The following is a 13,459-nucleotide window of genomic DNA, read 5'->3' as shown; positions in this document are numbered from 1 at the left end:
GTGTCAGGGGGTGGCGCTGGCGGAGGCCGCTAGTTCGGGGAGGTCGGCGGGGCCGGGGTCGGCGGCCGGCGCCGGCGTCGCCGCCGGGTTCTGGGCGGCGGCGCGGACCGCCGCCGCCACCGCGGGGGCGACCCGGGAGTCGAAGACGCTCGGCACGATGACCGTGGGGTTGATCTTCTCCTCGCCGACCACGTCCGCGATGGCGCGGGCGGCGGCGATCGCCATCTCCTCGGTGAACTCCTCGGCGTGCGCGTCGAGCATGCCGCGGAACACGCCCGGGAACGCGAGCACGTTGTTGATCTGGTTCGGTTGGTCGGAGCGGCCGGTGGCGACGATCGCGGCGTGCTTGCGGGCCTCCCGGGGGTCGACCTCCGGGTCGGGGTTGGCCAGCGCGAAAACGATTGCGTCCTTGGCCATGGTGGCGATGTCGTCGCCGGTGAGCAGGTTCGGCGCGCTCACCCCGATGAAGACGTCCGCGCCGTGCAGCGCCCCCGGCAGGCCACCGGAGTAGTCCTCCTTGTTGGTGTTCTCCGCCAGCCACTGCCAGGCCGGGTTGAGCCCGGTCAGGCCACGGTGCAGGGCGCCCTGCCGGTCGTACGCGATGATGTCGCCGACGCCCTGGCGCAGCAGCAGCTTCATGATCGCCGTGCCGGCCGCGCCGGCGCCGGAGACGACCACCCGGACGTCCTCCAGCCGCTTGCCCACCACGCGCAGCGCGTTGGTCAGCGCGGCCAGCACGCAGATCGCGGTGCCGTGCTGGTCGTCGTGGAAGACCGGGATGTCCAGCGCCTCGCGCAGCCGGGCCTCGATCTCGAAGCAGCGCGGCGCGGCGATGTCCTCCAGGTTGATCCCGCCGTACGCGGGCGCGATCGCCTTGACGATCGCCACGATCTCGTCGGTGTCCTGGGTGTCGAGCACCACCGGCCAGGCGTCGACGCCGCCGAAGCGCTTGAACAGCGCCGCCTTGCCCTCCATCACCGGCAGCGAGGCAGCCGGCCCGAGGTTGCCCAGGCCCAGCACCGCCGAGCCGTCGCTGACCACCGCGACGGTGTTGCGCTTGATGGTCAGCCGCCGGGCGTCCGCCGGGTTCTCCGCGATCGCCATGCAGACCCGCGCCACCCCCGGCGTGTACGCGCGGGACAGCTCGTCGCGGGTGCGCAGGGACACCTTCGGACTCACCTCGATCTTGCCGCCGAGGTGCAGCAGGAACGTCCGGTCGGAGACCTTGCGGACGTCCACGCCGTCGAGCGCGCTCAGCGCGTCGACCACCTGGTCGGCGTGGCCGGCGTCGGCGGTGTCGCAGGTGAGGTCGACGATGACGCTGGTCGGGTCGGAGTCGACCACGTCGAGTGCGGTGACGATCGCCCCGGCCTCGCCGACGGCGGTGGTGAGCCGGCCGATCGAGGAGGCGTCCGCGGGTACCGCGATCCGGATGGTGATCGAGAATCCGGCACTCGGCATTCGGGTGATGGCCACGGGAAACCTCCGTCATCGCTGAGCGGCTCGACTCGCATTTCTACCCGCCCGCCCAGCTGGATCGGCATCCGCCCCCGCTACCAGTGGGTAGCGCCATAGCGCCACGGGCATATAGCGGGTGCGCCCGGCGTTGTCACATGTCAGGATTGCTTCCTACGTGACCAAACGGACAGGAGACCCAGTTTGCGAGAGCAGGAGACCTACGTTCCCTACGAGCACGACGAGCTCGACGCCACCACCGGCGAGTTCGAGCTGTCGGAGCGGCAGGCGCTGCGGCGGGTCCCCGGCCTCTCCACCGAGCTCACCGACATCACCGAGGTCGAGTACCGCCAGCTGCGGCTGGAGCGGGTCGTGCTGGTCGGGGTCTGGACCGAGGGTACCCAGGACGACGCCGAGAACTCCCTCACCGAGCTGGCGGCGCTGGCCGAGACGGCCGGTTCCCAGGTGCTCGAAGGGCTGATCCAGCGGCGCAACCGCCCCGACCCGGCCACCTACGTCGGCCGAGGCAAGGTCGACGACCTCGGCGCGGTGGTGCTGTCCACAGGCGCCGACACGGTGATCTGCGACGGTGAGCTGTCCCCGTCCCAGCTGCGGAACCTGGAGCAGCGCACCAAGGTCAAGGTGGTCGACCGGACGGCGCTGATCCTGGACATCTTCGCCCAGCACGCCAAGAGCAAGGAGGGTAAGGCGCAGGTCGAGCTGGCTCAGCTCGAATACCTGCTCCCCCGCCTGCGCGGTTGGGGTGAGACCCTGTCCCGGCAGACCGGTGGCTCCGGTCGCGGTGGTGGCGCCGGCGGCGGCGTGGGCCTGCGCGGCCCCGGTGAGACCAAGCTGGAGACCGACAGGCGCCGGATCCGCACCCGCATCTCCCGCCTGCGCCGCGAGATCAAGGGCATGAAAACGGCACGTCAGACCAAACGCGCCCGCCGTTCCCGCAACGCGGTGCCCGCGGTGGCCATCGCCGGCTACACCAACGCCGGCAAGTCCAGCCTGCTCAACCGCCTGACCGGTGCGGGCGTGCTGGTGGAGAACGCGCTCTTCGCCACGCTGGACCCGACCACCCGCAAGGCCACCACCTCCGACGGCCGGCTCTACACCCTGTCCGACACCGTCGGGTTCGTCCGGCACCTGCCGCACCAGATCGTCGAGGCGTTCCGCTCGACCCTCGAGGAGGTCGCCGAGGCTGATCTGGTGGTGCACGTCGTCGACGGCACACACCCGGATCCGGAGGAGCAGGTCCGCGCGGTCCGCGAGGTGCTCTCCCAGGTGGGCGCCGACCGGCTGCCGGAGCTGCTGGTGGTCAACAAGACCGACGCCACCGACGAGGAGACGCTGCTGCGGCTCAAGCGGCTGTGGCCGGAGGCGGTCTTCGTCTCCGCGCACAGCGGGCGCGGTCTCGACGGGCTGCGCCAGGCCGTCGAGGAGCGGCTGCCCCGCCCTGCGGTGGAGGTCCGCGCGGTGCTGCCGTACGACCGGGGTGACCTGGTCGCCCGGGCGCACCGGCAGGGCGAGGTGCTGAGCAGCGCCCACCTGCCCGAAGGCACACTGCTGCACGTCCGGGTCGGTGCGGCGCTCGCCGCCGAGCTGGCCCCGTTCCAGACGGCGCAGGAGCACGCGGGCGCCGGGGCGCGATAGCACTCCCGGCGTGACCCGCCGGCCCGTGGCGGCATGCGACACTGGCGGAATGCGCCGCGCTGTTTCCTCGGTCACGGTTGCCCTCGGCCTGCTGGGGGCGACCGTGGCGTGTCCGGTCGCCGCCTCCGCGGCTCCGGCCGCCACCCCCACCCCCAAGAAGCGGTGCACCGTCGAGGACCCGCGGCTGGACGAACTCTCCGGGCTGGTGGCCACCAGGACCGGCTACATCGTGGTCAACGACGGCTCGCTCGAGGAGAACCGCAAGCGGGTCTTCTACCTGGACACCAAGTGCAAGATCGCCAAGGATCCGGTGCGGTACTCCGGCGCCGGCCCCTTCGACACCGAGGATCTGGCCGTCTCGCCGGACGGCAGGACGCTGTGGATCGGCGACATCGGTGACAACCCGGGTAAGGAGCGGCGCAGCCGGATCGCGGTCTGGACGATGCCGATCGGCGGCGGCAAGCAACCGGTGCTGCACCGGCTGTCGTATCCGGAGCAGAAGCCGCACGACGCCGAGGCGCTGCTCGTCGGGGCCGACAACCTGCCCCTGGTGATCACCAAGGTGCCCAGCGGCAAGGCGGAGATCTACACCCCGACCGGCCCGCTGAGGTCCGGCGACACCGCCCCGGTGCCGATGAAGAAGGTCGGCGAGATCGCGCTGCCGCAGACCAACACCGACAACCCGCTGAACATCTTCGGCCGGGTGGCGGTCACCGGCGCGGCCCGATCGCCCGACGGCAGGAAGGTGGTGCTGCGCACCTACGCCGACGCCTTCGAGTACGACGTGACCGGCGACGACATCGTGGGCGCGCTGACCAACGGCAAACCCCGGGTGACCCCGCTGGCCGACCCGTTCGGCGAGGCGATCTCGTACAGCCCGGACGGCAGAACCTTCCTCACCGTCTCCGACGCCGGGGAACTGGCTGCCGACGACCCGATCGACATCCTGGCGTACACGCCGTCGACCAAGGGGGCGGAGGCGCTGACCGGCCCGGGGAACGCGAAGAAGCCGACGGCGGAGAAGTCCTGGCTCGACTCGCTCACCCTGGACCAGATGACCTACCTGTTCGGCGGGGCGGCGGGCGTCCTCGGTGTCCTGCTGGTCGGCGCGGGGATCTTCGGCATCCTGCGGTCCCGGCGGCGACCCGTGCCGGCTGACGACGAGGCCGAGCCGGACGACGGCCCGAAGCGCGACGGCCCGCTCTCGTCGGGGGCGATCGACCGGGGTCCCGGGGAAGGGGCCGGCCGGGCCCCGTCCGGCGGTGTCTACGGCGGTGCGCCCGCCGGTGCCGGCGTGTACGGCGCCCCGGCGGCGGCCGGTGCTGCCGCCCGCCCCGCCAAGGGCGGCGCGGTCTACGGCGGCGCCCGCCCGGCCGACGCGGCTCCGACCCGTCCGGTCGAGACCGGAGCGCCCGCCGCCGGTGGCCGTCCCGGCGGCGGTGTCTACGGCGGTGGCCGCCCGGCGGGCGGCGCCGTCTACGGCGGGGCGCCAGGGGGCCCTCCTCAGGGCGGCGGGGTGCCGCGTGGCGGCGTTCCGCGTGGTGGTCCGCCGGGTGGTGTCCCGCGTGGTGGCGTGCCCCGGGCAGGAGGGCCGGCCGGTCCGCGTGGTGGAGGGCCGGCCGTGCCGCCGGGTGGTGTCCCGCGTGGTGCGCCGGCCGTGCCGCCGCGTGGTGTCCCGCGTGGTGGCGTGCCCCGGGCGGAGGGACCCGCCGATCCGCGTGGCGGGGCGCCGGGCGGTGGCGGGGTCTACGGCGGCCGGGCTGAGCCCCCGCGCCGTGAGCCGGGCCCCCGGAGTCCGCGTTCCGGCCCCCGGCGTGACGGTGGGCAGGACGACCGACGCGGGGGCCAGTACGGTCAGCCGCCCGACCGGGAGCACCGGGGCGAGCGATACTGAGTCCCCGAAGACGGCTTTGGCAACTCGGTGACCATCTCGTGTCACGGCACCGCGTCTGGTCGCGGTTGGGGTCAGATCCGGCGAAGCACCGCGACGACCCGGCCCATGATCGTGGCGTTGTCGCCCGGAATGGGATCGAAGGCCGGGTTCTGCGGCATCAGCCAGACGTGCCCGTCGCGCCGCCGGTAGGTCTTGACGGTCGCCTCGCCGTCGAGCATCGCCGCGACGATCTCACCGGAGTCGGCGGTCGGCTGCTGACGGACCACCACCCAGTCGCCGTCGCAGATCGCCGCGTCGAGCATCGAGTCGCCCTTGACCTGGAGCATGAAGACCTCGCCCTCGCCGACCAGTTCGCGGGGGAGGGGGAAGATGTCCTCGACCGCCTGCTCGGCCAGGATCGGCCCGCCAGCGGCGATTCGGCCGAGCATCGGCACGTACGCCGGCGCGGGACGCTGGGAGCGGCTGTGTTCGTCGTCGACGTCACCGGGTGCCCGCACGTCCACCGCACGTGGCCGGTTGGGGTCGCGTCGCAGGAAACCCTTCTTCTCCAGCTCCTTGAGCTGGTAGGCGACGCTCGACGGGGAGACCAACCCGACTGCCTCGCCGATCTCGCGGACGCTCGGCGGATAGCCCTGGCGATCCACCCAGCTGCGGATGAACTCCAGGATCCGACGCTGCCGGGTGGTGAGGTCGCCGGTGGTCGGGTCGGGGAAACCGCTGACCACCGGGGTGACCGGACGGACCGCTGGCTGGGCGGCCCGGCTGCGGGCGGCGCGGGGGCGCCGAGTGGCCGGCGGACCCGCCTCGGCGATCGGCTGCGGGTTCTCGTGCCGGCTGGCCCGGTCCTCGGTCACGTCCGTCCTCCCTGGTCGGCGCTGGGTGCCTTGGCGGCTCGTGGTGCGTGCGGGTCGTCCTCGTGCGTGTGTCGCCCTTTCCCGACGACGCGCGTCGGGTCCGGTGTTGATGACCGTATAGGTGAGATCGGCTATTTTCAAACATCTGTACGACGTGATTCGGCGTGTCAGGGCAGAGTTTCCGGAATCCCGAACGCCTGTTCTGGTAAATGGTACGCGTTGGTCGAACGCATGTTCGACTCCTACGTGTTGTGTCTCGCCGCGCCTGTTTCCGCGCCCACCGCCGGGTGGCGGTAACCTCCCGCGGGTCGCCGCGTTGGGTCTGTCGGCGGTGTCGCCGTCGGTGGTGGCGAGGGTGACGCGCCGGACACGCCAGCCAACTTGACCACGCTCGGTCGGCGGCATACGGTCGACCCCTAGATGTAGTAGTCACACGGGCGTAAGTCGCCTACAGGTTGGGTTCGACTACCGACCGCACTCCCGCACCGTCGACGACGGCGGCGGCCAGCGACACAGGCCCCGCCGGGCCGACGCGTGCCCGGAGGCGGGCGGCTCACGCCCACGGTCGATCAAGGAGGTCAGGCGATGCGGTGTCCGTACTGCCGGCATGCCGACTCCCGCGTGGTCGACTCGCGCGAGGCCGACGACGGTCAACTGATCCGCCGCCGCCGGTCCTGCCCAGAGTGCGGCAAGCGGTTCACCACGGTCGAGGAGGCCGTGCTCGCGGTGGTCAAACGTAGCGGGGTGACCGAGCCCTTCAGCCGGACGAAGATCATCGGCGGGGTGCGCAAGGCGTGCCAGGGTCGGCCCGTCGACGACGACTCGATCGCGCTGCTCGCGCAGAAGGTCGAGGAGACCGTACGGGCCAAGGGTGCCGCCGAGATCCCGAGCCACGACGTGGGGCTGGCGATCCTGGGCCCGCTGCGGGACCTGGACGAGGTCGCCTATCTCCGCTTCGCCAGCGTCTACCGGTCCTTCGACTCCCTCGCCGACTTCGAGCGCGAGATCGAGACGTTGCGGGCCGCGGCGCAGGCCCGCGAGGCCGACGCGGTCGAGGCCGCCGGCCGTACCAGTTGAGTTTTTCGAATTTCTGACAGTCGACGACGCGCGGCGGGTGACCGCGCAGACGAGGGGGCGGATGAGATGGCGGGGGACGGCGTGACAACCAGCCGGTCGCGGGCGGCCAAGAACGGCGCGGTGACGGGACTGAGGGTGCAGCGGGTCTGGACGACCGAGGGCGTGCACCCGTACGACGAGGTGGCGTGGGAGCGCCGAGACGTCGTGATGACGAACTGGCGGGACGGCTCGATCAACTTCGAGCAGCGCGGGGTGGAGTTCCCCGAGTCCTGGAGCGTCAACGCGGCCAACATCGTGACCACCAAGTACTTCCGGGGCGCGGTGGGGACCCCGGAGCGGGAGTGGTCGCTGAAGCAGTTGATCGACCGGGTGGTCACCACCTACCGCAGGGCCGGTGAGGAGCACGGCTACTTCGCCACCCCGGCCGACGCCGAGGTCTTCGCCCACGAACTGACCTGGATGCTGCTGCACCAGGTGTTCAGCTTCAACTCCCCGGTCTGGTTCAACGTCGGCACGCCGTCGCCCCAGCAGGTCAGCGCCTGTTTCATCCTGGCCGTCGACGACTCGATGGACTCCATCCTGGACTGGTACAAGGAGGAGGGGCTGATCTTCAAGGGCGGCTCCGGCTCCGGCGTCAACCTGTCCCGGATCCGCTCCTCCCGCGAGCTGCTCTCCTCCGGCGGCACCGCCTCCGGCCCGGTCAGCTTCATGCGTGGCGCGGACGCCTCCGCCGGGACCATCAAGTCCGGCGGGGCCACCCGCCGCGCCGCCAAGATGGTCATCCTCGACGTGGACCACCCGGACATCGAGGAGTTCGTGGTCACCAAGGCGCGCGAGGAGGACAAGATCCGCGCGCTGCGGGACGCCGGGTTCGACATGGACCTCGGCGGCGCCGACATCGTCAGCGTGCAGTACCAGAACGCCAACAACTCGGTCCGGGTCTCCGACGAGTTCATGACGGCGGTGGAGAACGGCGGCGGCTTCGACCTGCGCGGCCGGCTCGACGGGCAGACGATCGAGACGATCGACGCCAGGAAGCTCTTCCGCACCATCGCCCAGGCCGCCTGGGAGTGCGCCGACCCCGGCCTGCAGTACGACGACACCATCAACGACTGGCACACCTGCCCGGAGACCGGCCGGATCACCGCGTCGAACCCGTGCTCGGAGTACCTGCACCTGGACAACTCCTCGTGCAACCTGGCGTCGCTGAACCTGATGAGGTTCCTCCGCGCCGACGGCGGCTTCGAGGTGGAGAAGTTCGTCAGGAGCGTCGAGTTCGTCATCACCGCGATGGACATCTCGATCTGCTTCGCCGACTTCCCGACCGAGAAGATCGGCGAGACCACCCGCGCCTACCGGCAGCTCGGCATCGGGTACGCCAACCTCGGCGCCCTGCTGATGGCCTGCGGCCTGCCGTACGACTCGGAGCAGGGCCGCTCGGTCGCCGCGGCGATCACCTCGCTGATGACCGGCACCGCGTACCGCCGCTCCGCCGAGCTGGCCGGCATCGTCGGCGCGTACGAGGGCTACGCCCGCAACGCCGAGCCGCACAAGCGGGTCATGCGCAAGCACGCCGCCGCCAACGACGCCATCAAGCCGGCCGGCACCGTCGCCACCGCCATCGGGCGGGAGGCCACCAAGCAGTGGACCGAGGGCAACAAGATCGGTGACAAGTTCGGCTGGCGCAACTCGCAGGCCAGCGTGCTCGCACCTACCGGCACCATCGGCTTGATGATGGACTGCGACACCACCGGCGTGGAGCCGGACCTGGCGCTGGTCAAGTTCAAGAAGCTGGTCGGCGGCGGCTCGATGCAGATCGTCAACCAGACCGTGCCGCGCGCCCTGCGCAGCCTCGGCTACCCCGAGGAGCAGGTCGAGGCGATCGTCGAGCACATCGCCGACCACGGCCACGTGGTGGACGCCCCCGGGCTGAAGCCGGAGCACTACCCGGTCTTCGACTGCGCGATGGGCGAGCGTTCCATCGCGCCGATGGGCCACGTGCGGATGATGGCGGCCGTCCAGCCGTTCATCTCCGGTGCCATCTCCAAGACGGTCAACATGCCGGAGGCAGCCACCGTCGAGGACGTCGAGAAGATCTACTTCGAGGGCTGGAAGCTCGGCCTGAAGGCGTTGGCGATCTACCGCGACAACTGCAAGGTCGGCCAGCCGCTCTCGGTTGCCAAGCCGAACAAGGCCGCCGAGGCCGCTCCGGCCGGGGTGGAGAAGGTGGTCGAGAAGGTCGTCGAGTACCGCCCGGTGCGCAAGCGGCTGCCGAAGAAGCGCCTGTCGCAGACGGTCAGCTTCTCCGTCGGCGGCGCCGAGGGCTACCTCACCGCCTCGTCGTACCCGGACGACGGCCTCGGCGAGGTCTTCCTCAAGATGTCGAAGCAGGGCTCGACGCTCGCCGGCGTGATGGACGCCTTCTCGGTGGCCATCTCCATCGGCCTCCAGTACGGCGTGCCGCTGGAGACGTACGTCAGCAAGTTCACCAACATGCGCTTCGAGCCGGCCGGTATGACCGACGACCCGGACGTGCGGATGGCCGCTTCGGTGATGGACTACATCTTCCGTCGCCTGGCGCTGGACTTCCTGCCGTACGAGCGCCGCGCCGAGCTGGGCATCTTCACCGCCAAGGAGCGGGCCGCCCAACTGCGGGCCGAGGCCGAGGCGGAGAGCGCCGGCACCGATCTCACCGCGATGGCGTCCTCGGCTCCGGTCGAGTCGCCGGAGCCGAAGACCGGCCCGGTCGCCCAGCCGGCCCAGGAGGTCGCCGAGGTGGCCGCCGCCAAGCCGGCACCGGCGGTGGGCTCCTCCACCGAGCTGCTGGAGGCCGTGATCGGCAAGGCCGCCGACGCGCCGCTCTGCTTCACCTGCGGGACGAAGATGCGCCCGGCCGGTAGCTGCTACGTCTGCGAGGGCTGCGGCTCCACCAGCGGCTGCAGCTGATAGTGGGCCGAATCGCATCGGCTGCGACGTTCGGCGTGACCTAGTCAGGACCGAAGATCGTTGCGACAGAAGGGGAGCCGGGCGCAAGCCGGCTCCCCTTCCGCACGCAGGCGAAGCCCTACCGGAGGCGGCGAGGTGGCATCACGCGACGGCGGTCCCCTCGAGCTCGACCATCAGGGTGGGGATCGCCAGCCGTGTCACCCCGAGCATCGTGCTGGTCGGCGCCACCCGGGCGGCGCCCAGTCGCGATGCCAGCACGCCGTAGTGCTGGAACAGCAGATCGACGTCGGTGGTGTAGACGTTGAGCCGGACGAGGTTCGCGAGAGACATGCCGGCCTCGCCGAGCACGGCCTCCAGGTTGTCGAGGCTCAGCGCCAACTGTGCCGCCATGTCACCGGCATGCTGGGGTTTGCCGTCGCCACTCGTCGCGGTCTGCCCGGCGCAGTAGAGGGTCCGGGTGTGCCCGGAGACGATCTCACCCTGGTTGAACCCCAACTCCACCGACCACGTCCACGGGTTGACCGCCGATCGATCCATTGCCATCTCAGCTCCATAGTTCACGAGTGTGGGCGCGCTAGGACTCGAACCCACGTGTTGGTGAGCCTCTCAACCAATCACGACATCCTGTGTCGTGTATTCCTGACATAATTCTCCGGTGCGGGCCGACCGGTTGGTCTCGCTGGTGCTGCTGCTGCGCCAGCGCGGTCAGTTGTCCGCGGCCACACTGGCCCGCGAGCTGGAGGTGTCCACCCGCACCGTGCTGCGCGACATCGAGGCGCTGTCCGCGGCCGGCGTCCCGGTCTACGCCGAACGCGGCCGGCACGGCGGTTTCGCGTTGCTGCCCGGCTTCCAGACCGAGCTCACCGGGCTGACCCACGACGAGGCGCTCGCCCTGCTGATCGCCGGATCGCGGCGTGGCGCGCGGGCATTCGGTCTCGGCTCGGCGCTGGCTTCGGCCATGCTCAAGGTGGTCGACGCGCTGCCCGAGGGCTATCGGGACACCGCGGCCGGCGCGGCCCAGCGATTGCTCATCGACCCGGAGACCGACCTCCTCTCGCGCCGGCTGGTCGCCGATGAGGTGCCCGACACCATCGTGGCCGAGGTACGGCGCGCGGTGTTCGCCGGACACAAGCTGCGCATCCACTACGCGGCTGCGGGCCAGACCCCGAGGTGGCGCACGGTGGACCCGATCGGCCTGGTCACCGTCCGCGAGCAGGGCTACTTGCTGGCCACGAGGTCTGGCGCGGACCGTACCTACCGGCTGTCCCGGATCTTGGTCGCCGAGGAACTCGCCGAACCCGCCGAGCGACCAGACCGGGTCGATCTGGACCGGGCCTGGCAGGAACGCAGCACGCGGTTTCGGACCGGCGGCGACCAGGTCACCGTGCTGGTCCGGGTGAACCCGGCGCGGCGGGAGGACCTGGTGGGCACCGCGCTGGCCGTCCGCGCCGAGGAAGCCGACGCGGACGGCTGGCTGCGGCTGGAGGTGACCTTCCAAGACCCGAGACATGCCGAATGGGCGCTGTGGCAGCTCGCCACGAACGCGGAGGCCCTGGCCCCGCAGTGGTTGCGCGCCGCCCTCCGCAACCGCGCCGCCGCGATCGCCAGCCGCTACGAAGCGCCATCTGAGAGTTGAAGGCGGACCGGTCGTCGCACTGCTGGACCTGTCGGATGAATCTGGTCACCCTGATGGGCGGGTTCAGTTGGGCGACACCGAGCACGCGTCGTCCTTGCGGGAGGCGTCCGGGCGAGGCACCGTACAACGTGCTGGCGCTCGACGGGCAGCCGCTGGCCTGGACCCGCTCGCACGGGCAGGCGATGACCTGGTTCGGCTGACGCCGGCTCTCGCCGTGCCGCAGCGCCCGCACCGCGCGCAGATCCCGTAGCGGCCCTCGACGATGCACGCCATTCGCCATAGCCCGACTGGTTCGTAGACTGCGCCGGTGGGTGCAGAGCGGCGACCTCTGGCGGACCGGCCGTTGACCGAGCCGCACCCGTCGCGGCTGTCGCCGGAGCATCCCGACCGGGAGCGGATCCTCACGGCCCACGCCGCCGCGCTCGCCGCCGGTGAGGCCGGCTACCTCGACCCGAGCGGCGGGCTGTTCGTGCTCAGCGCCGGTTTCCTGGCCCGGAGGGGCACCTGCTGCGGGCGCGGCTGCCGGCACTGCCCGTACGTCGACGACTGACGGGAAAACCGGGTGCCCGCCGGAGCGGCGCGGCCTAGGTTGGGCCGGCCGGGGCAGGCGTCCCGGCGGTGGTGACGGCGACCGCCTGACCGACGGCAGCAGGTGAGTCGTGACCAAGAGCCTCGCTCCAGAGCGCGTCGGCCGTACGCCGCTGTGGCGGAGACGAGACTTCGCGCTCCTCTGGGGCGGCCAGACGATCGGCGAGTTCGGTGCCCGGTCCAGCGGGGTGGTGGTGCCGCTCGTCGCCGCCGACACGCTGGCCGCCGGCGTGTTCCAGGTCTCCCTGCTGACCGCGTTGGCCTGGCTGCCGTACCTGCTCTTCTCGCTTCCCGCCGGGCTGGTCGCCGACCGGGTCGACCAGCGGCGGCTGATGATCGGTTGTGACCTCGGCCGCGCAGCCCTGTTGGCCTCGGTGCCGCTGGTCGGCCTGGTCGGTCAGCTCACCCTGCCGTACCTGTACGTCGTGGTCGGGCTCAACGGGGTGCTCACGGTGTTCTTCACCGTGGCCTACAAGAGCGTGGTTCCCCGGCTCGTGCCGGCGGACCAGTTGGTGGAGGGGAACGCCCGGCTAACGGTCAGCGAGGACGCGGCCCAACTGGTCGGTCCGGCGGTCGGCGGAGCCCTGGCCGGGGCGCTCGGTGGTGCCCGCACCCTGCTCGGCACCACGGTCGCGTTCCTGGTCAGCGCGGCCACGCTGGGGCTGATCCGGTCACACCCCGCGACGGGCGCGACCCGGGCGCAGCGGGTGCCGGCGAGGGTGGCCCTCACCGAGGGGCTCGGGTTCGTCCGCCGGCACCCCGTCCTGCTGTCGACCCTGCTCTGCGCCACCACGTCGAACTTCTTCGGCATGGCGACCGCCTCGCTGGAGGTGCCCTACCTGCTGCGGGAGTTGCGCGCCGCCCCGGCCGTGGTGGGCGTGGTCGTCTCCGCCGGTGCGGTCGGCGGTCTGGTGGCCGGGTTGCTGGCCGCCCGGATCGCCGCCCGGGTCGGCTCGGCCCGGGTGATCTGGGTGGCGATGGCTGCCCCGGGCCCGTTCTACCTGCTCATGCCGGCCGCGCAGCCGGGCTGGGGGCTGCTGCTGTACGCCGTCGGGCTGGCCGCGTACTCCGCCAACGCGGTGCTGTTCAACGTGGCCCTGGTGTCGTACCGGCAGCGGGTGACCCCGCCGGAGCTGCTCGGCCGGGTGACCGCCGCGTTCCTGTGGGTCTGCTTCGGGGCGGTGCCGCTCGGCGCGCTCTTCGGCGGGGCGCTCGCGGATGCGTGGGGAATGCGCCCGACGCTGGTGGTGACGGCGGTGGGCACCTGGAGCGCGGCCCTGTTCGTGGTCTGCTCGCCCTTGCGCACCATGCGTGACCTGCCGTCGGGCTGCGGCGCGGGGGACGGGTGAGCGG

Annotated in this window: 11 protein-coding genes; 8 read left to right on the top strand and 3 right to left on the bottom strand. The window is 71.6% G+C overall.

Going from position 1 to position 13,459, the window contains the following annotated elements; genetic code table 11:
- Positions 1-3 precede the first annotated feature (3 nt).
- Positions 4-1,476, bottom strand: coding sequence for an NAD-dependent malic enzyme (locus tag E1193_RS23140; RefSeq protein WP_132185290.1), 1,473 nt, complete (start codon positions 1,474-1,476; stop codon positions 4-6).
- Positions 1,477-1,659: 183 nt separating this feature from the next.
- On the opposite strand from E1193_RS23140, the gene hflX reads away from it, so the two are divergent.
- On the top strand, positions 1,660-3,111 hold the full coding sequence (gene hflX, locus E1193_RS23135; RefSeq protein WP_132185289.1) for a GTPase HflX: 1,452 nt from the start codon (positions 1,660-1,662) through the stop codon (positions 3,109-3,111).
- Positions 3,112-3,160: 49 nt separating this feature from the next.
- Entirely contained in the window at positions 3,161-5,005 is a 1,845-nt protein-coding gene (locus E1193_RS32580; protein WP_207922817.1) for a hypothetical protein, read from the top strand.
- A gap of 71 nt (positions 5,006-5,076) precedes the next feature.
- Here the strand turns inward: E1193_RS32580 and lexA are convergent, their stop codons facing one another.
- Complete coding sequence (gene lexA, locus E1193_RS23115) at positions 5,077-5,859, bottom strand: transcriptional repressor LexA (RefSeq protein WP_132185288.1); 783 nt, start codon at positions 5,857-5,859, stop codon at positions 5,077-5,079.
- A gap of 585 nt (positions 5,860-6,444) precedes the next feature.
- Between lexA and nrdR the strand changes: the two genes are divergently transcribed.
- Entirely contained in the window at positions 6,445-6,936 is a 492-nt protein-coding gene (nrdR, locus tag E1193_RS23110; protein ID WP_132185287.1) for a transcriptional regulator NrdR, read from the top strand.
- Between the two features lie 66 nt (positions 6,937-7,002).
- A complete protein-coding gene (locus tag E1193_RS23105; protein WP_132185286.1) occupies positions 7,003-9,882 on the top strand; it encodes a vitamin B12-dependent ribonucleotide reductase in 2,880 nt (959 codons plus the stop codon).
- 141 nt (positions 9,883-10,023) lie between these two features.
- On the opposite strand, the gene E1193_RS23100 is transcribed toward E1193_RS23105, so the two are convergent.
- Positions 10,024-10,425: a RidA family protein gene (locus E1193_RS23100; protein ID WP_243707837.1), complete on the bottom strand. Its 402-nt coding sequence runs from the start codon at positions 10,423-10,425 to the stop codon at positions 10,024-10,026.
- A gap of 112 nt (positions 10,426-10,537) precedes the next feature.
- On the opposite strand from E1193_RS23100, the gene E1193_RS23095 reads away from it, so the two are divergent.
- The 4 genes from E1193_RS23095 (at position 10,538) to E1193_RS23085 (ending at position 13,455) form a co-directional block, all read left to right on the top strand.
- Entirely contained in the window at positions 10,538-11,518 is a 981-nt protein-coding gene (locus E1193_RS23095) for a WYL domain-containing protein (RefSeq protein WP_132185285.1), read from the top strand.
- Positions 11,519-11,553: 35 nt separating this feature from the next.
- A complete protein-coding gene (locus tag E1193_RS32055) occupies positions 11,554-11,718 on the top strand; it encodes a hypothetical protein (protein ID WP_165945807.1) in 165 nt (54 codons plus the stop codon).
- Between the two features lie 107 nt (positions 11,719-11,825).
- Entirely contained in the window at positions 11,826-12,068 is a 243-nt protein-coding gene (locus tag E1193_RS23090; RefSeq protein ID WP_132185284.1) for a DUF5522 domain-containing protein, read from the top strand.
- A gap of 109 nt (positions 12,069-12,177) precedes the next feature.
- Entirely contained in the window at positions 12,178-13,455 is a 1,278-nt protein-coding gene (locus E1193_RS23085; protein ID WP_132185283.1) for an MFS transporter, read from the top strand.
- Positions 13,456-13,459 lie beyond the last annotated feature (4 nt).

This window comes from Micromonospora sp. KC606 (genome assembly GCF_004348675.1).
Classification (GTDB): Bacteria; Actinomycetota; Actinomycetes; order Mycobacteriales; family Micromonosporaceae; genus Micromonospora.
This window is presented reverse-complemented; position numbering and strand designations above follow the sequence as displayed.

What these genes read in the sequence shown, in the direction of transcription:
- nrdR (WP_132185287.1), top strand. Translation starts at nt 6,445, where the DNA reads ATGCGGTGTCCGTACTGCCGGCATGCCGACTCCCGCGTGGTCGACTCG.
- E1193_RS32055 (WP_165945807.1), top strand. Translation starts at nt 11,554, where the DNA reads ATGAATCTGGTCACCCTGATGGGCGGGTTCAGTTGGGCGACACCGAGC.
- E1193_RS23100 (WP_243707837.1), bottom strand. Translation starts at nt 10,425, where the DNA reads ATGGCAATGGATCGATCGGCGGTCAACCCGTGGACGTGGTCGGTGGAG.
- E1193_RS23105 (WP_132185286.1), top strand. Translation starts at nt 7,003, where the DNA reads ATGGCGGGGGACGGCGTGACAACCAGCCGGTCGCGGGCGGCCAAGAAC.
- E1193_RS32580 (WP_207922817.1), top strand. Translation starts at nt 3,161, where the DNA reads ATGCGCCGCGCTGTTTCCTCGGTCACGGTTGCCCTCGGCCTGCTGGGG.